This is a genomic window from Streptomyces sp. NPDC006510 (assembly GCF_040611955.1).
Lineage (GTDB): Bacteria > Actinomycetota > Actinomycetes > Streptomycetales > Streptomycetaceae > Streptomyces.
This window is the reverse complement of record NZ_JBEXPH010000023.1, coordinates 1-21588: the sequence shown is the minus strand read 5'-3', so window position 1 is coordinate 21588 and position 21588 is coordinate 1. Positions and strand designations below refer to the sequence as shown.

Sequence of the window (21588 nt, the reverse complement as noted above, 5' to 3'; positions counted from 1 at the left end):
CTTCCACACCCCCAGTACCGGATCGGCCCGCTTGGCATCGTGGACGCGGATGCCGTCGCGGTCGGCCAGTCTCTGTAAGTCATAGGAAGACATGGCGTCATGATGGCACCGGCACGCCATCCGGCTGAAGATCGCCTGCCACAGCAACGACGAACCGGATCGGCGGAATCGGCTCGGCTGGGAGCCTGCGGCGTCCTGCCCGGTGGCGGTCCGGCCTCGATCCGCCGGCGCCGACTGCCTGGGCTGTCCAGCCCCGCGACAGAACACCCGGTCCGCGGTTGGGCCGGGGCCCTGACCACTGACGCGGCCGCCCTGGAGGCCCGCAAAACTGGCCGGCCCAAGCCAACCGCCGTCGCCCGCGCTGCCGTCGGCCACCAGGCAAACGTTGGCGACCGTGACGTTCCTGCACGGTGGAAGCTGAGCCGCCTTCTGCCGGGCACCAGGCCGCGGCCCTCGGTGACGCCCTATGACCAGTTGCTCGGACGCCGTCGCGCCAGCGGCGATGACCGCCGAGAGGCAGAAGCACAGTGCCCCTCCCCCACCGGCACGGCTCGACCGAGCAGCAGGCCGCCATTACGGCCATCGATATCGCCCTCCGTCTGCTGCGGCTGCCGTCGATCCGCAACAAATTCGCCGCCATCGCCTGGCGGAGTGCGACGACCGGGCTCGCCGTTGCTCGCAGAGGCAGATCAAGGCAGCCGGCTCCTCTCGCGAGAAGTCTCTTGACACTGGCGAGGCTGCACTTCTGTCCATGCTGAGACACAAGACCGTTGTCCTATTGCTTCCGCTGGCACTCCTGGCTGCGTGTTCGGAAGAGAAGGCCCCGACGAAGAACGCAGCCTGTGCTGAAGGCGACGGCTCGCGCCGACCTCAAGGGAATGGGATCGGGCGGCGGGGACGGTGGCGCCACGATGTCCATTGAGTTCCAGATCGAGAACAGCACGACCGCAACGTGCGACTACAACTTCAAGTTCGTCTACACGGACCTCGACGGCAAGCAACAGACCCTCACCGGCGACATGGGCACCAAAGGCCCTGATACCTGGAGTGCAGTCGCTCCAGGAGAGAGGCGAACCCACGACATTCAGGATGTCCCGGCCAAAGCTCCCAGAGAGGATCGGGAAGATGCCTCAGGGAACACGACGTGTGGCCCCACTCCACTCTCTCTTCCGGTGATCGGCGCGGCAGCCGCAAGCACGGCCACCGGCCGGGAGCCTGCACTCACTCAGGAAAGAGCCCGTGCGCACCGCCGTCGTCCTCCTCTGCGTCCTGCTGCGCGTCCTGCATGCAGATGGGGTCCGTCCATGGGCGCCCCGCACAACACGGTGAATGGCCCGTATCCCTTCCGGCTGCGAGCTGGCGGATTTCAGGAACAGCCCTCAGGTCGACGCGATATGCTGATGCAGATTGTGCAAGCGGTTTGCAAAATGAGGAGGGTCATGGCTACTCGGGCGACCGACGTCGGGACGAACCAGAGCGTCGAACGAGCGGTCTCGGTGCTGCGCGCACTCGACTCCGGCCGCGCCGAACTACGCGTCTCCGACGTCGCCGAACTCACCGGACTGGGCTCCTCCACCACCTCCCGCCTGCTGTCCACCCTTGAGCGCCTCGACATGGTCGAACGCGACCCCGTCAGCAACCTCTACCGCCTCAGCCTCGGCATCCTCCCGCTCGCCGCCACCGCCACCAATCGCCATCCCGTCCACCGCGCCGCCCGCATGGTCCTCCAGGACCTCGCCACGCGTACCGGACTCGGAGCCAACGTCGCCATCCGCCGCGACACCGAGCTGATGTTCCTGTGCAATTTCGAGGGAACCCGCGCCCCCAAGTCCTACACGCAGGCCGGACACACCGCTCCGCTGCACGCCACCAGCATCGGCAAATGCCTCCTCACCGGCCTCACGCCCAAAGAGCGCCGCAAGCTGCTTCCCGAACCGCTCACAGCACACACCGACTACACGACCACCAGCCACGACCTCCTCGACACCGAGATCGACACGGTCCGCCGCACCGGCTACGCCATCGAAGCCGAAGAACGTGCCCTGGGCCGCGCTTCCCTCGCCGCGCCCGTCCGCGACGCCTCGGGTGACGTCGTCGCCGCCATCTCACTGTGGGGACCCGCCTCCCTCCTCGGCAGCCACACCGAAGCCGAAGGGCAGCGCCTCGCCCTCACCCGCGAGGTCATCGAAGCCGCCGACGCCATCAGCCAAGCACTCGGCGTCCTCTGAATCACGTAGCGAAGGGGCCCGGTGAAGGTCGTTCGACCTTCACCGGGCCCCTTCGCCGTGTGGCTATGCGCCGTGCACCTTGAACGCGATCACGTGCACGTGCCGCGCCCCGTGCGTCGCGTCCACCACGAGCCGCAGCCCGTCGGTGCGCACGGGCCCGCCGTCCGCACCTTTCAGCTCGTGCACGCGGTGGCGGCGGCGGTTGCCCGTCACCGTCAGCAGCGTGCGCCAGGTGCCGTCGGCCTCACGGCTCTGGATGCGGTAGTCGCGAACCAGTTCCGGCATGACCTCGAACGGGGTGCGGTGGCGGTGCAGGTTGTTGAGGTACTCGTCGACATCGTCGTCGAACACGACGCGCGTTTCGGTGAGTTGCTGCTCCTCGTCCCAGTCGAGGCGCAGCCACTCGGCGGCTCGCTCCGGGTCGGGCAGCAGCTCGGACGACCACATCTGCGGACCCCCGTAGGCGCGCTGGAATCCGCCGACGGCCCGCTCGGGCAGGAACGCGGCGGTGTCCGGGGTCGCACGGAAGCCGAAGGTCCGGCGGCGCAGGCCACGGGCCTGCCATTCCAGGACCAGTTGGCCGTCCTCCTCCGGAATGTCGTGGTCGACGGCCGCGTCTCCTTCGACCCTGTTGCGCAGTGCGAGGACGCCGTCCGTGCGCTCGGGGACGAGGACCAGCGCCGCGCCCGGGCAGGCGCGCACGATCAGGACGACGTTCTCCGGGGCGTCCGGGCGGTGGTCGAGGCGTGCCGTGACCCAGTGGGGGCCGCCGGCCGGCACGGACACCGTGGTGGTGAGCAGGTGGTCGACGGGGACCGCGTTCTCGGGGCGGCCGGTGCTCCACAGTTCCACGGTCAGTTCGCCCGGCCGTTCGCCCGGGGCGCCGTGGACGAGCAGGTCCACCGTGTCGAGTGCGGGGTCCACCGGCAGCAGCAGCGCGAGGTCGCGGGTGAGCGGATACGGCTCGCCGGGTGCGGTCGGTGTGGGCTCGGCGGCCAGGCGGCTCAGGTGCGAAGAGGCGCTGACGCGGGCCGTGCGCGCCAGGTTGTCGGGGTCGTCGTCGTACAGGCCGATGACCGAGGCGTCCTGGCGCAGCAGGGTGCGGCGCATCAGCTCGGGGTGTTGGGTGGCGAGTTCGCGCGGGGTGAGGCCCTCGGTGGCGCACAGCGCGGCGGCCGTGCCCGCGGCCTCGCCGAGCGTGGCGCAGGTGGCCATGACGCGAGTGGCGCCGAAGGCGATGTGGGTGGCGGAGATGTTGCGCCCGGCGAACAGGAGGTTCATGACGTTCGCCGAGTACAGGGAGCGCAGCGGGATGTGGAAGATGCCGTCGGCGTAGCGCTGGCGGGCGCCGGGCTCGTCGGCGTACATGCCCTGCACCGGGTGGAGGTCGACGGACCAGCCGCCGAAGGCGACGCGGTCGGCGAACTGCCGCTGCTCGAGGATGTCCTGCTGGGTCAGCATGTGGTCGCCGAGGAAGCGACGGTACTCGCGCTTGCCGGGGAGGCTGCCGACCCACTCCAGCGTCAGGTTCTCAGCGTCCGGGAACTCGCCGGAGTTCTTGATGTGGTCCCAGATGCCCATGATCACGGCCTGGAGTTCGTCGCGGATGCGCTCGTTGTCGTGGACGGTGTCGAGCTCGCCGCCCCACTCGATCCACCAGTAGTCGCAGCCGTTGTCGCCGGTGCGCAGCACGCGGTTGCGCAGGATGGGCGTGGTGGTGAGGTCGCGGGCGTAGGCGGGCGGCACGAACTTCACCGGCCGGCCCGTGTCCTTGGTGTGGAACAGGATCGTCGACCCGAGCAGCGCCTCGTCCCCCTCCTCGGGCGCCCAGGGCTCGCCGAACTCCGAGCGCGCCTCACGGCCGATTCGGTAGCGGGCGCCGGCGAGGTGGCCTAGCAGGCCGTCGCCGGTGCAGTCGAGGAACTGCCGTGCGTGGAAGGTGATATGCCGCTCGGAGCCCATCATCCAGCCGGTGCAGGAGTGTACCTCGCGTGCGTCGTCCGGGCCGCTCGCGTCGACCTCCCGTACGTCGGTGTTGAGGTACAGGTCGATGCCCGGTTCGGCCCGGACGGCATCGAGAACCACCTGGTCCCAGTAGTACGGGTTCCCCTCGGGGTTGCGGTACTGGTTCTCGGTGTACAGCTCGCCCATGATCCCGGTCTCGCGGGCCCAGCGGTGCACGCCGTGGGCGGTGGCGCCGCAGACCCAGACCCGGACCTCGCTGCTGGCATTGCCGCCCAGGACGGGCCGGTTGTTGACCAGAGCGACGCGCCGGCCGAGCCGGGCCGCGGCGATGGCCGCGCAGGTCCCCGCCAGGCCGCCGCCGATGACGGCGATGTCGTAATGGACCTCTTCTTCCCGCACGGTGCGGCCTCCTCGGTGTGAAGCTCGGATACTCTCCGCCGCAGCGGAGCGGCCTTGAACGTACATCACATCCACATTGTGCAACCACTGTTCAGTCAGTGGGATTTGTTGTACGTTTCCGGCGCAGCCGATGACATCCGTCGTCGCGGGCTGTCGGCCAAGTTCGCAGCAGGTGCAACAACTTCGCCGATCCTGCACGGAACCGGCGATTCAGTGCCCAAAAGGGTTGACGCCGTCGCAAGATATGGAGAACGATCCCGCATGCTGCAACTTGCGTTCAATGGAGCATGCATGGCATTCACACAGGGCCTCGGTAGAAGCAGGGGACGGGGCGGCTCACCCGCTCACGCCCGGCCGCGTCGAATCCGCCTGCCGACGCACGGCCTCCCGTGCCACGCCCTGCATCACCGCTCCCGCCCCGTTTGAGAGGACACACCCATGAGTACGGCCGCACCTCCCCAGAAGGCCGCTCCACGCCGTGAGCGGACCGGCGGGCGGCTCTCCAACGGCGCGTTCGCACTGCTGCTGACCGCACCGGGGCTCGCCCTGTTCGCGACGATCATCATCTACCCGCTGCTGTCGGCCCTGTTCACCGGCTTCTTCAAGCAGGATCTGCGGCTGCCGGGCCGGGAATTCGTCGGCCTGGACAACTTCACCTACTGGCTGGACGGCGACTTCCTCACGATCCTCAAGCAGACGCTGGTCTTCACCGTCGGTGCGACCCTCGTCCCCTTCGTGGTCGGCTTCGCGCTCGCGCTCGCGCTGAACTCAGGCCTGAAGGGCAGCGGCTTCCTGCGCGGCCTGTTCCTGTTCCCCTGGGTGATCCCGGGCGTGGTGGTCTCCTTCCTGTGGATGTGGATCTTCAACGCGAACTACGGCGTGCTGAACGGCATCCTCATGAAGGCCGGGGCCATCGAGGAGTCCATCTCCTGGCTCGGCCAGCCCGGTACCGCCATGCTCGCCGTCATCGTCACCAAGACCTGGGCGAGCTTTCCCTGGATGATGGTGATGCTCCTGGCCGGTCTGCAGACCGTTCCCAAGGAACTGCACGAGGCGGCCTCGATGGACGGGGCGGGCTCGATCCGGCGCTTCTTCGCCGTCACCTGGCCGCAGGTCCGCGGTGTCGCCTCGATCGTGCTGCTCCTGGAGTTCATCTGGAACTTCCAGCACTTCGACACCATCTACGTGCTCACCGGCGGCGGTCCGGCCGGCGCCACCGAGACCTTCGCGACCGCCGTGTACCAGACCGCCTTCAAGGGCTTCGACATCGGCCGGGCGACCGCGCTGGGCGGTCTGTGGATGCTGCTCCTGCTCATCCTGGTCGCCGTCTACCTCAGGATCACCGAGCGGAAGAGCGACGCCTGATGACCTCCACGACCTCCACCCCGCTGTCCGGCACCGACCGGCTGAGGCCGTCCACCACGTCCGCCGGACGCACCTCTCGGCACCGGATCCGCAAGGACCTGCTGCGTTCGCGGATCGCCGCCTGGACCGCGGTCCTGGTGATCGGCGCCTTCGGCATGCTGCCGGTCTACTGGCTGCTGGCCACCGCCCTGAGCAGCCCCGAGCAGACCTTCCAGTTCCCGCCGAAGCTCGTACCCACCGACATCACCTTCAGCAACTTCACGGCCCTCGCCGAGAACGACCAACTGATCAAGTACCTGGTCAACTCCCTCATCGTGGCCTCGATCACCGCCGTGCTGAGCGTGGTCGTCGCCACATACATGGGCTACTCGTTCTCCAAGTTCCGCTACCGCGGGCGGCGCTCGCTGATGCACCTGGTGCTGGCCTCCCAGATGTTCCCCCAGGCGCTCCTGCTGGTGACGCTGTACGCCGTGTTCTCCAGCTTCGGCCTGCTGAACACGTACACCGCCCTGGTGCTGTCCTTCACCACGTTCACGATGCCGCTGTGCGTCTGGATGCTGAAGGGCATCTTCGACACCATCCCGGACGCCCTGCTGGAGGCGGCGTCCATCGACGGCGCGTCCCGGTGGCGGACGCTGCACTCCATCGTGGCGCCGCTGGCCGCGCCCGGAATGATCGCCGCCGGCCTGTTCGCCTTCGTCCGCGGCTGGAACGACTTCATCTTCGCGGTGACGCTGGCCGACAAGGAGAAGCAGACCCTGCCGCCCGGCCTCGTCTCCACCTACATCGGCGAGTTCCAGACCGCCTGGCCCGAGCTGATGGCGGCCTCGCTCATCGTGTCCGTCCCGGTCGTCGTCGCCTTCATGTTCCTGCAGCGCTACCTCGTCGGCGGCATGACCGCCGGCTCGGTCAAGAGCTGAGCCCGCGGGATCCGTCCGCACCCTCCCCCACGCAATTCCTTCCCCTTCCGCACCCTCCCCCACGCGCTTCCTTTCCCTTTCGCCCACTCCCCCATGGAGACACCATGACCACCTCTGGCATCAGCCGGCGCGGCGCGCTGCGCATGTTCGGCATCGGCGCGCTCGGTGTGGCCGGCGCCGGCATGCTGGGCGCCTGCGCACCGTCCGGCGCCAGCACCTCCTCCAACGGAGGCGACACGAAGTCCAAGGACTTCGACTTCACCTCCTGGTCGCTCAACGAGGAGGCCGCCAAGCCCTCGATCGAGAAGATCATCGCGGCGTGGGAGAAGGCCGAGAACTCCAAGATCCGCGCGGTCTCGTACCCGTACAACGAGTACCTGAGCCAGCTCACTCTCAAGCTCGGCGGCGGGGAGACGACCGGCGCGGTGCACCTCGACATCGCCTGGCTCGCCGCGGTGGCGCAGATGGGCAAGCTCGCCGACCTCGGTTCCGTGGCCCTGAAGGGCGGCTACACCAACGTGGCGCTGGACAGCGGCACGTACGACGGCAAACAGTACGGCCTGCCGTGGAACACCGGCTCGATCGGCGTGATCGCCAACTCCAAGCTCCTGGAGAAGGCCGGCATCAAGAAGCACCCCACCACCGTCGAGGAGTTCGAGGGCGCGCTGCGGGAGCTGAAGGGGCTCGGCGGCGGTGTCGTGCCCTACGCCGCGGCCACCAAGGTCGCGCAGCTCAAGGACATCTTCCCGTGGATGCAGACCTTCGGCTGCACGCTCATGGAAGGCGACAAGGTGACCATCGGCGACGACGCCTCCGTCGACGCGGTCACCTGGTACAAGAAGCTGCACGACGCGAAGCTGATCGCCGCGGACGTGGACCGCTTCGACGCGCGCGCCCTGTTCGGGCAGGGCAAGGCTGCCTTCTACGACGACGCCATCATCGGCAAGGGCGTGACCGCGGCCCAGTCCAAGGACAAGACACTTGCCGACGCGATGCAGCCGATGAAGCGTCCGGTGCTGCGCTCCGGTGACACGCCGCAGGCGCTGCTGTGGGGCGGTGTGATCGCGATCGTCAAGGGCAAGGGGCAGGACGCGGCGACCCAGTTCGCGCTGCACACCACCTCCGACCGCGCCACCACCACCGAGTACTTCGCCTCCCGCGCCCTGCCGCCGTCCACCACGGCGGGCCTGGCCGACCCGAAGGTCGCGCAGGACACCTTCACCACCGAGTGGACCGAGAAGATCACCGACACGGCGACCGGCAGCCCGTTCTGGCAGTTCGCGCAGAACGCCCAGATCGAGGAGGCCGTGGCCAAGCAGGTCCAGGCCGTCCTGGTCGGCAAGTCGAAGCCGAAGGACGCGATGAAGAAGGCCGCCGAGGAGGTCACCGACCTCATCAAGCGCTGAGCCGGCGCGTGGCGGTCCGGGCCCGGTGAAGGTCGAACACCCTTCACCGGGCCCTTCGTCATGCCGCATACGCCTTCCCCAAGACGTATCTCGAATCCGCATTGTGCAATCTCTATTCATCATCTGGGATCTGCTGTAAGTTCCCGGCGCAGCGGAGGGGTGGACCGCCGCGCGGGGCCGCTCCCGCCCGCCTCACCCTCACCATCACGTCCACGAAGGAGTTCACCTTGCGACGTCCCACGGCACGCGCGTACGCCGCCTCGGCCGCGGCCCTGGCCGCCCTGTTCACGCCCGTCCCAGCCGTGCAGGCCACCCCGGTCACCCAGCCCGCCCAGGCCAACGTCACGGACCGCACGGCAGCCGCGGCGACGGTGATCGAGAAGGTTCCGTACGCGATGGACTCGTCGAACCAGGCCGCCTGGTGGACGCCGGTCGCCACGTACAAGGGCCGCGGTCAGTACACCTACTTCGCCTTCAACGAGCCCGGCTCGACGGCCACCACGCATCGCCCGGCCATCGCGCGGCGCGACCCGGACGGGGTCTGGAGCCGTCTGCCGTTGCTCGACAAGAGCGGACAGCAGGCCGAGTTCCCCGACGACAACGGTCACAACCAGCCGTCCGTCGCGCGCGACGGCAGCGGCCGCCTGCACGTGTTCGCCTCCATGCACGCCAACGCCTGGCGCTACTTCCGCACCGAAGCCCCCGGCGGGGACGTCACGGACCACGCGGCGGAACTGCCCGACCAGGGCGAGGGCATCACCTATCCGATCGTGACCACCGCGCCCAACGGCGATCTGTACCTGGCCGCCCGTGTCGGCGCCGGCGCCGATCAGCGTCCCGGCAAGTTGTACCGCTGGGACAACGCCGCCGCACGCTGGAGCGTGGTCGCCACCTTCGCCGGCGCGCTGAACCGCTCCGTGTACCCCGACGACCTGGCGGTGGACGCCGCCGGGCGCGTGCACCTTCTGTACGAGTGGGCCAAGGCCCCGGCGACCGGATTCCGGCACCAGCTCTCCTACCTGCGCTACGACCCGTCGACCGGCGCCTTCGCGAACAGCGCCGGCGCGGCCCTCACCACCCCGGTGACGCCCGGCACGTCCGACGTGATCCAGGAGCTCACCACAGGTGAGGAGTGGAGCATCGACAACGCCTACACGGGCCCGGCGGTGCAGAGCGCCAAACTCACCCTCGACGGCTCCATCCCGAAGGTCGCCTACCGCTACCGCTCCGCCGACAGCGGCGGCAACTTCCGTGTGTACTACGCGTATCCGAGCGGCGCCGGCTGGGCCCGCCAGATCGTGTACGCCGACGGCCAGACCGCCGCGGCCCTCGGCATCACTTGGGACGAGACGGACACCAAGCGGGTCTACTACGTGACCGGCTCCGGCGCCGACCGCGTCTTCGCCGCGACCGAGTCGGGCGGCACGTGGACCTCGCAGTCAGCCGCGCCTGGCGTGAGCGCGGACCGGCTCGCGGTGCGGCGGGACTCGGACGGCAACGACGTGCTGTACCTTCCGGATACCGCGCACAACTCGCTCTACTACGGGCTTCGTTGAGGTCCTGTGATGTCGGCGCGCCTGGCGGTGGGGTGACGGGGTGACGGGGAACGTTCGGTACCGGTGACCAGTGGCGCGGGCCCCGGGTCTCGGGCCCGGCGTTCTCGGGCCCGGCGTTCTCGGGCCCGGCGTTCTCGGGCCCGGCGTTCTCGGGCCCGGCGTTCTCGGGCCCGGCGTTCTCGGAACGTGCCACAGCACGCGGGCCGGTCATCGAGCCATCGGCCCGCCGTGACATCGGCGACGCTGGATACGCCGCAGTCGGCGATCCCGCCCGAATTCTCGCCCGACGGCGAGGACGGCGTAACCGCGGATGGCGCGGGCGCGCAGGGGCCAGGGGCCGATCTCCTCGTCAGCGGTGACCAGGATCGACAGCCCCGTCAGCGTTACCGCGGCCGCAGCCGCGTGCAGCGCCATCACAACGCCCACCGTCATGTCGAAGGCGAACCGCCACCTCAAGGGCATGCACCCGTCGACCACGATGCTCTGGGTCTCCGCGGCCGGCAGCGTGCGTCAGCACTGAGGGCAACAGCGTCTTGCACCGCACCGAGGATTCAACGTCCATCAGGAGGTCCCGCACCCACCGCATCACGCCCCGCCCTCATCGCGGCTCACCTCGCAGCGGCTGACCAGGGAGCGCATCAGCCTGCAACTCCCCCGCGCTGACCACCGGTACACCACCGACGAGCAGGTACTGGACGCCCACGGAGGGCCGCGTGGGGTCGAAGTAGGTGGCGGCATCGGTGATCGTCTCGGGGTCGAGGACGACGATGTCGGCGTCGGCACCGACCCCGAGGTGACCCTTCGCCCGGGCACCCGGTGCGACCTCGTCGAGGACCCGCGCCGGCAGGTGAGCACACCGCCGGAAAGCCTCCGGCCAGTCCCAGGCGCCGCTCTCCCGCACCATCACACGCAACGTCTTGGCGAACGTCCCCGCCGTGCGTGGGTGCGTGCTCCCTCCGGGCGGTAGCGGCCACAGGGCGGTGTCGCTGCTGCCGTCACGCCAGAAGACGGGCATCGCGTCACTGGCGACGATCGCGTCCGGGAAGGCGAGCGCCTGGTGCAGCATGGCCCGCTCGCGCGGGTCGCTCTCGTCCAGGAACTCCAGGATGCAGGGCGCCCCGGGGTCGCTCTCGCGCAGTTGGCGCAGCCGACCGTCGTCGGCGATGCGCTCCCCCGATTCGAGCATCACGACGCTCGACGCGGACAGGCCCTTCATCCGTAGCCGTTCAGCGTCGAGGAAGGCGGCTCCGATCGCGGTGCTCCCCGCCCCGTACGGGTACGCCTCGACCGTCACGCGAGATCCGGACCGCCGTGAGTTGTCCAGCGCACCCAGTACCCGGTCGATGTGGTGGCCCGAAGTGCTGTTGACGTGGCAGTGGTGCATCGCGGCACCGGTCTCGGCCGCGGCGATGGCGATCTCCTCGGAGCCGTCCGCCGGTGTGCCGGGATCCACCTCCACCAGCTCGCGGACGTGGGTATACGTCGGCACGCCGGCCTTCGCGGCGAGCCGGGCGACGGCGAGGAACTCGGCAGGCTCGCTGTGGGGCGCGTATCCGAGGAGGACTCCGATACCGAGCGCTCCGCCGGTCAGCTCGCCTTCCAGCAGAGCCAGCCACTCGGCGAGTTCACGATCGGATGAGGAGCGTTGCCACGCGGGATTTCCCAGCACCGCGAATCCGCTCGTCACCCGTGCGTCGGGCTCGATGCCGGCGAGTACCTGTGCCCGGGCCCCGGCCCACGAGGCGGAAAAGCCGTAGTTCAGCGGTCGTCCGGCCGCGGCGGCCTCGACGTACGCCCGCCCGATGGGCATCAGGCCCGACTCCAGGTCGAGTGCCGTCGTCACGCCGTCCGTGGCCTGCAGCCGTTGCCCCGCGATCGAGTGCACGTGGCTGTGCAGGTCGACGAATCCCGGGCCGACAACCAGGCCCGCGACGTCGAGGACCGTGCATCCCGGCGGTGCGTCGAGTCCGGTGCCGACGGCTCTGACCACGCCGTCAGATACGAGGACGTCGGCGACAGCGTCGAGCCCGGTTCCCGGATCAATGACACGGCCACCGCGCAAAAGGGTCTGCATGCTTTCGTCTCCTCATCGAGGACGCGCTGGAGCATCTGCTGGTCTCCGGTGCGACTCTAGGAGGGATGGCGGGAGCGCTGTTCGTCCAAGCCGACGAATTCATGCGGCTCTGTTCATGCACCGGTACGAACTCGGCGCGCGGTGGCGGCGAGGACCGGGGCCGATGAGCCTGCGGCTGGTGCGAGCGCGGTGCCGACGGGCTCGTGGGGTGCGAATCCGGTGAGTCCGCGGGTGAGGGGCACGTGCGTGGCGCACCGAACACACGGGCATCGCCCCTCCCGACAGCTTGACCGTCATCGTTGGACCATGGAGCGCACGGTGGCATGGCTGCCCGGACGCCGTCGTCCGCACTATCGCTACGAGCGCAAGGCCGGACGCTTCCCGACATTCGCTGACATGGCAGCCCCCTCCTGAGCTGCAGCGACTTCGTTCCCGCACTCGAGCAGTTCCCAGGCTCCTCGGCGGGCCTGTCCCCGGCCACGGTCGCCCGCCTGACCGCGCAGTGGCAGGCCGACCACACCGCCTTCAACGAGCACGGCCTTTCGGCCGACGGCTACCGCGAATCGTCCGAGTCCTGGGCGAACCTGCTGCGCGATGCTGCACGGCGCGGAATGCGCGCCCCCGTCCTCGCGGTGGGCGACGGCGCCCTCGGGCTCTGGAACGCGGTCAACGAGGTGTTCCCCTCAACTCGCCATCAAAGGTGCTGGGTTCACAAGACCGCGAACGTGTTGGACAGCCTTCCGAAGTCGGCCCAGCCTGCGGCGAAGAAGGCCCTCCAGGACATCTGCAACGCCGAGGACCACGAGCACGCGGCCCAGGCCATCACGGCGTTCGCCCAGCAGTACGGTGCGAAGTTCCCCAAGACCGTCAAGAAGACCACCGACCACGAGGACGCGCTGCTGGCGTTCTACGACTTCCCCGCCGAGCACTGGATCCACCTGCGCACCACGAACCCCCACCGAGTCCACTTTCGCGACCGTCCGCCTGCGGACCAAGGTCACCAAAGGCGCCGGGTCCCGCGCGGCAGCCCTCGCGATGGTGTTCAAGCTCGTCGAGTCCGCCCAGACCCGCCGGCGGGCCGTGAATGCGCACCACCTCGTCGCCCCGGTTCGTGCCGGAGCCCGCTTCGAACGAGGCCACCTCGTCGAACACCCCGACGAGGACCTCGTCCCCACAGCCGCTTGAACCGATCTCCGGAACGGAACCATGAACGACATTGCTGGGAATGGCACCTACTTCACCGCATCCATCAACGGTCAGGAATGCCGCGTTGCGTGGTATCCGCCTTCTGACCCACCGCCGGGTACGCCACACGGCGCGGAGGCGGTGTGCGTCGCCGGCGATCGGATCGTCGTGGTCAGCCCAGATGGACAGCGGTGGGGCCTGCCCGGCGGTCGCCCCGAGCGGCACGAGCAGTGGGTCGACACGATGCGCCGCGAGGTCAGTGAGGAAGCCTGCGCCGAGGTGATGGACTGCCGACTCCTCGGGTTCAGCCGCGGCGTCTGCGTGCGAGGCCCGGAGGAAGGGCTGGTGCTGGTCCGGTCGATGTGGCGAGCAGAGGTGCGTCTGGCTCCGTGGGACCCACGATTCGAGATGGCTCACCGCCGTCTTCTGCCGGCGGAGGAAGCGTTCCATTCCCTGGCCATCCCCGACGGCCTCGGCCCCTTCTACCACCGGCTGTTCGCCGAAGCTGCCATCTCCCGCCCCGACATCCACGACCTCTGACCACCAGATCACTCATACGACTGTCGTTGCCGACCACCGAGGTCGCACGTTATGGGCCGATGCCCTGCGACCTGGGCGGATGCATGATGCGACCACGGCACGCAACGAGGGCATCGCCGTTTGCTTCCAGCACTTCCCCCGACGTGGAGGTCCTCCTGGACGACGGACAGATGCTCGGGCTGGCTGCCCTCCCCTCCTCCGGAAACGAGTCCTGCTCACTGCGGCTCGGGGCAGCCCCCGCCATCCGGCATGAGCCGACATTGACAGAACGCCCTCATGAGCTCGAACAACGATGAGATCACGCAGGCCCAACGTCACTTCGGAGTCCGTTTCCCGCAGGACTACCGGGATTTCCTGGACACGAAGAGGAGCATGAGTCGCTTCGTTCCCCTTGCAGACGTTTTTCTGACGATCAACGACGCTGCTGACCTCATCGATGTCAATGAGGCCGGAGAATTCCAGCCACGTTTCCCGGGAGCCTCGTCATCGGTGGGGACTGAAGCCGTGAAATGCTCACGTACGACTTCCGGTAGAAACCTCCACCTCTGGCCCTGATGGACATATCCGCTCAGGAACGGTCGTCCGCCGTCCATCAGGCGGCTTCGCTGTCTGCCCTGCTTGAGCAGTTCTCCGGAATCGGATAGAAGTGGGACGACGACGAACCCATGTCTCCGTGACCAGCGCGCTCACGGAATGTGCTCCTGATCCCCTCAAAAGCGAAAGGAGCCATCTGGAAGTGCGTCGGGGTGAATCAGGATCCACCCGGCAAAAGTTCTGAGAGAAGCCACCTCGCCGCCTACGCCGCAATCGCCCCAGCGACCGGAGATCGGGCTCGTAGACCCGCGGCAAACAGCCTTTCCCGGAGGGGAAACATGCAACCCAAACGGGCCTTCCTCCTATCCGAATCCTCAGTATTTGGCGACCCGGCTTCAAGGGCCCACTACGACAAGAAGATTGCCCAGACTCTGTTCTGCCTCGCCCGGCGGCGGGCCGGCGTCCTCTTCGCCATGCTCCGTGACGGCACTTTCTACGGACCCCAGCCAGTGGCCTCACTCACCTGACCAGCGGCTCAGCGAGGAGGACGACTCGATCAGCCTCGGCATCGAAGCCGAATACCGGATGGCCATAGCCGCCCTCCGGCCCCATCAGCACCTCCTGTCCCTGCCCCTGTCCCTCTCCCCCATGTCGATGCCGGCGTCGAAGCCGAAGTCGATCTCATCGTCGGGATGGAAGCGGAAGATCGCCAACTCATCCGCAGCCGACCGGACCTACATGCATAGGCACTCGGCATCCACCGGACAGCACATGATGGGACGGGGCCTGTTCAAGCGACGACGACAGGTTCGCCGCTCAGTGCGACACCGGCCCGGCGCAGCTCGTCAAGCGCGGTGCGCGTGGTGTCGGCGGCAACCCCGGCGGTGTAGTCGAGCAGTACCCGCACCGCGAAGCCCGCGCGTACTCCGTCCAGCGCGGTGGCCTTCACGCAGTGATCGGTCGCGATGCCGACAACGTCGAGGTCGGTGATGTCGCGGGCCTTCAGCCAGGCGGACAGGGTCGTGCCGTCCTGAGCCGAGCCCTCGAAACCGCTTTTCGAGGCGGAGTGTGCGCCTTTGAAGAAGACCTCGTCGACGCGCCCGGAGTCGATGGCGGGCGCAAGGGCTGGGTGGAACTCGCCTCCCTCACTGCCGACGACGCAATGCACGGGGAACGACTCCTGGAAGTCGGGGTTCTCGGAGAAGTGGGCACCCGGGTCGATGTGGTGGTCACGGGTGGCGACGACGAAGTCGCACTCCTCCTCGGCTCGAAGAACCAAGTCGGCGATGGCGGCGGCCCGGTCCGCACCACCCTTCACCGGAACGCTGCCGCCCTCACAGAAGTCCTTCTGCACATCGACGATGATCAGTGCACGACGCATGGGAAAGTCCTTCTCTCAAGTTGGCCTCTCCAGATGATCGCTGATGTTCACTCTTCCACCGGAGAATGGGCGCGCCACCTGTCGGTCTTTCACCCGACCGGGGCGGCGCGCAGAGCAACGAGGTGCTGCGCTCCCTCCTTGGGCAGTTTCCGGGTATCGAGCGCGCCGCGTTCGTGGTCGCATCGTGATCCTCATAACGCCGATCCGCTGGCGGGCGGGACAGGGGCAGTTCGGCCAAAAAACGTGCTGTTCAGCGCGACCGCCATCGTGTTGTCGTAGCTGTCCGGAATGGAACCGACCGAAACGAGGGCGCCGACTTTCGGTCGATAGAGCGAATGGATACGAATTGCGACCAGCGGGCGTCGTGATGAAGATGAATCAGCCCGGAGTCCTCCTTGATCCGCCGCCACCACAACGCCATCTATATTGCATCCAGCGGGATTTCGGTCAGCATGTGGTTCGCGACTCGCCATCCGCCGATCACCGGCAGAAAACGCCCAGGACGAACGACACATACGCCCCCGGCCATTTCCTCCCTCGCATACGTCATGTCCGCTACCCAGGCCTGGTTGGGGCGGGTGGCGGTGACACATCAGGCGCTCGACCGTGCAGCAGGTCACCTCGATGCCGCTTGCGACTGAGGGCCCACGTGGTCCGTCGGGCTTCACAGGTGCCGCCCGATTCCGCGAGAACCTCTCGGCCTGCTCGCGCAGGAAAGGGGCGGTTCGCCTTCGCTTGGTCCGCCCACAGGCATCAGTGACTCGTGACCACGGACGGCGCGCCAGCACGCACAGCTGACAGCGCCCGGCTCGGCACGGCCGATGTGATCGTGCAGTACGTGCCCGTACGCCTCTCTCCGACACGACCGGTGGGGCAACGCATCCCCGTACACCGAGACCGCAGGCTTCGACTCCGGCTCTGCCCTCGCCTCCCCGCCGGCCAGGGGTACAACGTCGTGAAATCGCGACGCACCGCCGGATCCGGGACCTCGCTTACCACAGCACTGTCAGTGGAGGTGGCTACGGTGTGGGTGTGTCCGGCCGCCCGTATGCGCGGGTGCGCGGCGCACGGGTGCCATCCGAAGGTGGGCCGGGCAGTCGGCGGATCCAAGGCGGCTGTCGCGCCCGCCGCCGGATGTGGCACCGGGCCTTGTGTACAGGGTTCATCACCGTTCTTGAATACGGAGAGGATCGATCACCGCTGTGAATCCGAATGAACTGCTTGCGCACGTGACCACGATCGAAGCCGAGCTACGGGCCGACCGCGTCATCCAGGACGAGGCCGACCTGATCTCTCCGCAGTCCATGCCCGGGTGCGGGAGTGGGACGGCGAGAGTTTCTCGACACTGTTCGCCGCCCCGTGCGACGCTGATGTGGCATACGCCCTCGCTCAAGTGCTCCTCGGCTTCGAAGGTTTCGCGGCGGCCGAGCCGACTCGCGCTGCCGAGGTCAAGCCCACAGGGGTGGTGGATTTCCGACGTGTCGTGCTCGGGGATCTCCACGTCGACGGAGCCGTCGACATGCACGACCACGAAGCCGTGATCATCCTGGGTGACCTCCATGCGAACACGGTCAGCGCCGACGAGACGGGATACGTCGTCGTGGCCGGCACGATCCGTGCCCGGACCGTGTACAGCGACGGGAACCTGCTGGCGGGCAACGTGGAGGCCCCGCTCGCGGTCGGCGAGTACCCGGACGGCATACTCGGCGTCGCCGGCACGATCCGTGCCGGCCTCGCCTATGTGTCCGAACACATCCTCGTCGCAGGGGCCATCGACGCCGAGTTCGTACACAACGACTCGACGTTCGGGGGGCCGAACTACGACGGCCAGCGCAGCCGAGGACTGAAGGACCTGACCGCACGCCTGCCACCGTCCTACGTGGACTCCGCGGACGAGGATGATCCGGTGCGCATTTCGGCCCTGCTGGAGCATGTCGAAGCGGGCGGCAGCCCGTTCGCCTGATCTGATCCGGACTGCCGGGGCCCGCTGCCACATCAGTGACCATCAACTCCAGGGAGGCCAACTGCCTCCGGTTCCGGTGGTGCGGGATATTCCCGACGAACTGCGCCAGGATCCGCCGGGTCAACATCCGGGTGACGTCCACGTGTCCATGCTCGGAGAGGATGATCCGCAGCCGGACCGGGTGATCGGTGGCCCATGTCGAAAACCGACGTCACTTGCCGGTGGTGTCGAAACCTCGAGTCCTCACCGCGCCGGCCGCCTTCACCGGCTGGCTCAGGGGCACAGCCACTGTCAACGCCGCCTTCCACAAGCCCTATGGACTTGCTCCGCAGGCTCGTCACCGCCGACCGCTACATCCCGCAGGGCCCGCGACGCTTTTGTCTCATCCTCAAATGACCACGTTCTCCCGCTGGCGTTCGATTGGGATCGCACCCGTGTGGCGAAAACGATGCGGCGCGTCGATCGCCACCAAGGACCGGCGCGGGCAGCAGCGAAGCGGGGCCGCCGCCCGGTCCGTAGCCAACATCTTTGACCTCAGCCCGACTCGGCTTGGCGAGTACTGCCCGCACTCAGATTTTGGCTGGACTTCTATGGTCCGTGACTGTGGGTTACTGGTCAAATCTCGAAGAGGGCCTCTTCTTGTGGCGGGATCAAATTCACCCTCCAGAGGGACTGCGTGTGGCCGGGGGTTGAGACGCATACTGCCTGCACTTCATCGGGATTCGTCAGACCCCACCTCATCAGCGGTCTACTGTACGTACACGCCGCGCTACCCATCGCGGTCAATGGAGGAGGAACCCTGTGCCATCGCCCTGCGACCCCCAACACGCTCCCGCCGGTGATGTGGGAGCAGCGCTCATGATGATCGACTCTCGCCTCAAGAGCATCTACGACGGCAAGACTTCCACGGATCCCGAACAACGGGAGCTGACCGAACAATTCGTCGCGTCCCTGGGCCCCACGGGAGCCAATGACCTGGTGGACGGTGCCTGCACGCTCATCTTCATGTTCATGAAGTGGTTGCGGATGGCTTATGAGGATCACGACAAGGACGTCATCGAGTACATCGTACCCAGCCTCGTGGCCACGATGCGCATGATGCCCAAGAGCGTCCGCCCTGAGGCCATCCCCACCATGGCCGGCCTGCTCGTCGCCGCGGGCACCGGCCTGAGCCCCAGCCTGTGGCGCCAGCAGTACGGACAGTGGACTCAGGACGAGATGACTCCCCTGGAAGCCACGGCCTTCCTGCTCGCAGAGCACATCAACCACCTCACCGACGATCGCGACTTCGCCACTCGCCTGATCACCAAAGCTCTGTCCGATGCGGGCACAGGCTGACGTGCCGCATCCTTGCGCGAGCTCTCGCGGCTGGCGGGATCAGCCCCCAGCCACTGCTGGAGGAGCACCATGGACGATCCAGCAGTTCGGGGCCGCCACCAACCCGTCCAGCCCTTCCGCCCCAGGGGTGTGCGTTACGCGTACCTCGCCTTCACCGTACGACGCGCGCGCCTCGACGAGCTCTGTGACCAGGGCCTGATTCCGGTGCTCCAGATCCTGGATTCGACCGACGAAACCGGTCTGCGCCACGTTGTCGATTTCCGCGCCCAGCGCGAGCTGTACGCGCTGCTTCAACCCCTCACGCTCCCGTTTCAGGTCCTGGATCTCCTCGCGCGAGAGCGAGGTCGGTATGCAGGCCGGCGGGCGTGGCCCGCTCTCGCTGGGGAGAGCGGCTTCCTCTGTCCCGTGATGCGTCTGATCCTGCATTTGCGTCCCGAATCATCGCCTTGACCTCGGGATTGTTGTAGACGAACCAGGTCGGAACACCTGCTTCTCGTACGGCGGCGGGCGAGCAATAGTCAGCACCTGTGGTTCGCCTCGCGAGGAGACAGCCGCTGCATCGCAGCGGCTCCCGTACCCGCATTGGGCACGTTCAGCGGGCCCCTGCATGGGCAGGGGCGTGGGCCACGGGAGCCGGACCCACACCCGACTCGGCGATCGCTCTCAGAAGTCCGGCGGGCCACAGCTCACGAAGAAATGCCCGGAGGCATGGCTCATGGGGTATCCCAACTGCACATCTGTGAGCATGCGCAGGATGAACTCGCCAGCTCCGCAATCGAATTGCTGCTCGTCGTCGCCCTCCGACTGCGTAACCACGGTCCACTCGTCAGGATCGGTCGCGCCCGTCGACCACATGAGTCCGAGCTCGTATTCCGACCAGCCCCAAGGCAGGAGTCCGCCGGTTGCCAGGTCGGGGCCGTACCCTTTCCACGGGTTGCGGCCGGCGCCGGGACCGCCGGGCACGGCAAGTTCGAAGTACTCGTCAAAGCTGCCCGCGCCGAACAGATCGACGATCTCCTTGTAGTCGCTGGGCAGCCGTGTGCCGACGTCGGCCTCGATGGTGGGCCAGTCGACGCTCGGCCCGGGTATCGGTTCCCAGCCTGTGACGATGCGCAGCTTCTCGGCCCAGGACGCGCCCTCCGGGAAGCATGTAAACGCGGGGTCCTCGCGGTGGGCGATCACGACGACCACACGGGGCCCGTGCGGGGAGGCCACCAGGCCGCACCCGATCCAGCGGTTCCGGTAGCCCCAGCCTCGCATCTCCAACAGTTCCCCCACCCCGAAGGGCTCGACCAGCGGCAGGCCGGTGCGTTCGGTCAGCGACGGATCGGCGAATCCGCCCGCTGCCAGGTTCCGGTGTCGTCCCGCCCACGGACCGAATTCTGCGACAAGTCCATGCAGGTCCGTACCCTGCGGGGCCTCCATGATGATGAATTGGTCCCGATCAGCGGGATTCCCCTTGATTCCGCGCCAGACCGTTTCGACGAATGCACTGGTTTCCATGGCCGTGGGTCAAGCCCATACCACTGACATCCCTGCAGAATCCAAACCCCGTCGCAGGCTGCGCGTCCGTAGGAACAATCGTCACGAAGTCGAGTGACGCGTGATCAGGCAGCGGCGGCCTTTGCCCGCTCGACCAGGACGTCGTTCTCAAACTTGGCGCCCGCGCGGACCAGGGCGACGAGGCGGGCTCCGGAAACCGCGCGTCAGCGGGCCTGGGCGCACTCGACGAGCTTGAACACCATCGCGAGGGTTACGACCGGGCTCCCGGCGCCGCGCGTGACTCTGGTGCGGAGCTTGACCGTGGAGAAGGTCGACTCGATCGGTCCGTGGTCCGCAGGCGAATCAGTTCTCGGCTGGGAAGTCGTGGAACGCCAGCAACTCGTCCCGGTCCTCGTTGAATTTTGCGACTGCCTTGGGGAACATCGCGGCGTAGGTCTTCTCGAACGCTTCGCTCGACTTCTCGGCATGCGCGCGGGGTCCTCGGCGTTGCAGATCTCCTGCATCCCTTTCGCCGCACCGAGCTGTGCAGGCTTCGGCAGGGCGTTCGCGAAATTCCGAGCTTTGTGGACCCAGCCTCGCGGTGGCGGGCGGCGGGACACCTCCACCAGGGTGTTCCACAGCTCCATTGAGCCGTCGCCGACAACCAGCTCGGGCCATCTCGTTGAGCAGGAAGGCACCGGCGCCCGCGGTTGCCGACAGTCCCAGCAGAACGAACATGCCCGGGACGAACCACTGCCAGTGCGACCCCGGCCCTTCCTCGGAACTGTCCGGGACAACAGCAGAACTCTCCGGTCACGTCACTCGACTCTGTCCTGGAAAGCTCTGTGACCTCTCTGGCACCTCGGCTGAATGTGACTGGGGATACGGCGGAGTCGTCACCGAAGTTGCCTCGCTCGACATCTGACTGAATGCCTGTGACCGCGGCCCCGCAGATGGCTTGAGGGCAACCGTGGAGCTTTATCGGACCGCGTAACGGTACGCCTCAGGCGTGCGCGAGCCGACTGCTTGGCCTCTGCCAAGGGCTCGTCGTGGCTGCCCCAGCACCCGCCTCGGCATGGACATCGAAGTCGGAGTGGCCGCCGGGATCCTGCCCGGCGTTCTTGGCTGGCGCTGCCGGGTTACTGACTTCGGCTGGCTAGGGTGACGTTGGGGTGTCGACGGCCAGGCCGGTGCCGGCTATGAAGCCGTCGAGGGTGTCGGGCCGGTACTGCAGGCGTTTGAGCCGGTTGCG

At 67.6% G+C, this 21588-nt stretch carries 15 protein-coding genes and 5 pseudogenes; 12 read left to right on the top strand and 8 right to left on the bottom strand.

Annotation, left to right across the window (positions count from 1 at the left end):
• Positions 1-527: 527 nt before the first annotated feature.
• Together ABZY11_RS10540 and ABZY11_RS10535 are read left to right on the top strand one after the other, a co-directional pair.
• Positions 528-724: pseudogene (locus ABZY11_RS10540) on the top strand (AAA family ATPase); the annotation flags it as partial.
• Between the two features lie 715 nt (positions 725-1439).
• Entirely contained in the window at positions 1440-2228 is a 789-nt protein-coding gene (locus tag ABZY11_RS10535; protein ID WP_356478763.1) for an IclR family transcriptional regulator, read from the top strand.
• A 63-nt stretch (positions 2229-2291) separates the two neighbouring features.
• On the opposite strand, the gene ABZY11_RS10530 is transcribed toward ABZY11_RS10535, so the two are convergent.
• On the bottom strand, positions 2292-4592 hold the full coding sequence (locus tag ABZY11_RS10530; protein WP_356478762.1) for an FAD-dependent oxidoreductase: 2301 nt from the start codon (positions 4590-4592) through the stop codon (positions 2292-2294).
• A 438-nt stretch (positions 4593-5030) separates the two neighbouring features.
• Here ABZY11_RS10530 and ABZY11_RS10525 point away from each other — a divergent pair, with 438 nt between their 5' ends.
• From ABZY11_RS10525 to ABZY11_RS10510, 4 genes are all read left to right on the top strand, one after another.
• Positions 5031-5957: a sugar ABC transporter permease gene (locus ABZY11_RS10525; protein ID WP_356478761.1), complete on the top strand. Its 927-nt coding sequence runs from the start codon at positions 5031-5033 to the stop codon at positions 5955-5957.
• A complete protein-coding gene (locus tag ABZY11_RS10520) occupies positions 5957-6877 on the top strand; it encodes a carbohydrate ABC transporter permease (RefSeq protein WP_356478760.1) in 921 nt (306 codons plus the stop codon). The genes ABZY11_RS10525 and ABZY11_RS10520 overlap by 1 nt, the downstream gene beginning before the upstream one ends.
• A 104-nt stretch (positions 6878-6981) precedes the next feature.
• Entirely contained in the window at positions 6982-8283 is a 1302-nt protein-coding gene (locus ABZY11_RS10515) for an extracellular solute-binding protein (RefSeq protein ID WP_356478759.1), read from the top strand.
• A gap of 227 nt (positions 8284-8510) precedes the next feature.
• The gene (locus ABZY11_RS10510) at positions 8511-9839 is read left to right on the top strand and encodes a BNR-4 repeat-containing protein (protein WP_356478758.1); all 1329 of its coding nucleotides are present in this window, start codon (positions 8511-8513) and stop codon (positions 9837-9839) included.
• A 207-nt stretch (positions 9840-10046) separates the two neighbouring features.
• On the opposite strand, the gene ABZY11_RS10505 is transcribed toward ABZY11_RS10510, so the two are convergent.
• Both ABZY11_RS10505 and ABZY11_RS10500 read right to left on the bottom strand, forming a co-directional pair.
• On the bottom strand, positions 10047-10271 hold the full coding sequence (locus tag ABZY11_RS10505; protein WP_356478757.1) for a hypothetical protein: 225 nt from the start codon (positions 10269-10271) through the stop codon (positions 10047-10049).
• Between the two features lie 166 nt (positions 10272-10437).
• Positions 10438-11913, bottom strand: a complete 1476-nt coding sequence (locus ABZY11_RS10500) for an amidohydrolase family protein (protein WP_356478756.1) — start codon at positions 11911-11913, stop codon at positions 10438-10440.
• 276 nt (positions 11914-12189) lie between these two features.
• Here ABZY11_RS10500 and ABZY11_RS10495 point away from each other — a divergent pair.
• The 4 genes and pseudogenes from ABZY11_RS10495 to ABZY11_RS10480 all read left to right on the top strand — a co-directional run.
• A pseudogene (locus ABZY11_RS10495) lies at positions 12190-12282 on the top strand (IS5/IS1182 family transposase); the annotation flags it as partial.
• Between the two features lie 41 nt (positions 12283-12323).
• Positions 12324-13098 (top strand): annotated as a pseudogene (locus ABZY11_RS10490) (IS256 family transposase); the annotation flags it as partial.
• Positions 13099-13119: 21 nt separating this feature from the next.
• Positions 13120-13638, top strand: a complete 519-nt coding sequence (locus ABZY11_RS10485) for an NUDIX domain-containing protein (protein ID WP_356478755.1) — start codon at positions 13120-13122, stop codon at positions 13636-13638.
• An 857-nt stretch (positions 13639-14495) separates the two neighbouring features.
• Positions 14496-14699, top strand: a pseudogene (locus ABZY11_RS10480) (IS110 family transposase); the annotation flags it as partial.
• A 263-nt stretch (positions 14700-14962) separates the two neighbouring features.
• Here ABZY11_RS10480 and ABZY11_RS10475 read toward each other — a convergent pair.
• Positions 14963-15553: an isochorismatase family protein gene (locus ABZY11_RS10475; RefSeq protein ID WP_356478754.1), complete on the bottom strand. Its 591-nt coding sequence runs from the start codon at positions 15551-15553 to the stop codon at positions 14963-14965.
• Between the two features lie 1312 nt (positions 15554-16865).
• Here ABZY11_RS10475 and ABZY11_RS10470 point away from each other — a divergent pair.
• Positions 16866-17516 carry a hypothetical protein gene (locus tag ABZY11_RS10470; RefSeq protein WP_356478753.1) on the top strand — a complete coding sequence of 217 codons (651 nt, stop codon included), beginning with the start codon at positions 16866-16868 and terminating at the stop codon, positions 17514-17516.
• Positions 17517-18317: 801 nt separating this feature from the next.
• A complete protein-coding gene (locus ABZY11_RS10465) occupies positions 18318-18854 on the top strand; it encodes a hypothetical protein (protein ID WP_356478752.1) in 537 nt (178 codons plus the stop codon).
• Positions 18855-18893: 39 nt separating this feature from the next.
• On the opposite strand, the gene ABZY11_RS10460 is transcribed toward ABZY11_RS10465, so the two are convergent.
• The 4 genes and pseudogenes from ABZY11_RS10460 to ABZY11_RS10445 form a co-directional block, all read right to left on the bottom strand.
• On the bottom strand, positions 18894-19280 hold the full coding sequence (locus tag ABZY11_RS10460; RefSeq protein ID WP_356478751.1) for a hypothetical protein: 387 nt from the start codon (positions 19278-19280) through the stop codon (positions 18894-18896).
• A 237-nt stretch (positions 19281-19517) separates the two neighbouring features.
• The gene (locus ABZY11_RS10455; RefSeq protein ID WP_356478750.1) at positions 19518-20357 is read right to left on the bottom strand and encodes a hypothetical protein; all 840 of its coding nucleotides are present in this window, start codon (positions 20355-20357) and stop codon (positions 19518-19520) included.
• Positions 20358-20699: 342 nt separating this feature from the next.
• Positions 20700-21074 carry a hypothetical protein gene (locus ABZY11_RS10450; protein WP_356478749.1) on the bottom strand — a complete coding sequence of 125 codons (375 nt, stop codon included), beginning with the start codon at positions 21072-21074 and terminating at the stop codon, positions 20700-20702.
• A 418-nt stretch (positions 21075-21492) separates the two neighbouring features.
• Positions 21493-21588: pseudogene (locus ABZY11_RS10445) on the bottom strand (IS630 family transposase); the annotation flags it as partial.

Bases quoted from the DNA above. Each gene is read 5' to 3' on its own strand.
- ABZY11_RS10535 (WP_356478763.1), top strand. From the start codon at position 1,440: ATGGCTACTCGGGCGACCGACGTCGGGACGAACCAGAGCGTCGAACGA.
- ABZY11_RS10525 (WP_356478761.1), top strand. From the start codon at position 5,031: ATGAGTACGGCCGCACCTCCCCAGAAGGCCGCTCCACGCCGTGAGCGG.
- ABZY11_RS10520 (WP_356478760.1), top strand. From the start codon at position 5,957: ATGACCTCCACGACCTCCACCCCGCTGTCCGGCACCGACCGGCTGAGG.
- ABZY11_RS10515 (WP_356478759.1), top strand. From the start codon at position 6,982: ATGACCACCTCTGGCATCAGCCGGCGCGGCGCGCTGCGCATGTTCGGC.
- ABZY11_RS10505 (WP_356478757.1), bottom strand. From the start codon at position 10,271: ATGACGGTGGGCGTTGTGATGGCGCTGCACGCGGCTGCGGCCGCGGTA.
- ABZY11_RS10500 (WP_356478756.1), bottom strand. From the start codon at position 11,913: ATGCAGACCCTTTTGCGCGGTGGCCGTGTCATTGATCCGGGAACCGGG.
- ABZY11_RS10485 (WP_356478755.1), top strand. From the start codon at position 13,120: ATGAACGACATTGCTGGGAATGGCACCTACTTCACCGCATCCATCAAC.
- ABZY11_RS10475 (WP_356478754.1), bottom strand. From the start codon at position 15,553: ATGCGTCGTGCACTGATCATCGTCGATGTGCAGAAGGACTTCTGTGAG.
- ABZY11_RS10460 (WP_356478751.1), bottom strand. From the start codon at position 19,280: ATGCAGGATCAGACGCATCACGGGACAGAGGAAGCCGCTCTCCCCAGC.
- ABZY11_RS10455 (WP_356478750.1), bottom strand. From the start codon at position 20,357: ATGGAAACCAGTGCATTCGTCGAAACGGTCTGGCGCGGAATCAAGGGG.
- ABZY11_RS10450 (WP_356478749.1), bottom strand. From the start codon at position 21,074: ATGTTCGTTCTGCTGGGACTGTCGGCAACCGCGGGCGCCGGTGCCTTC.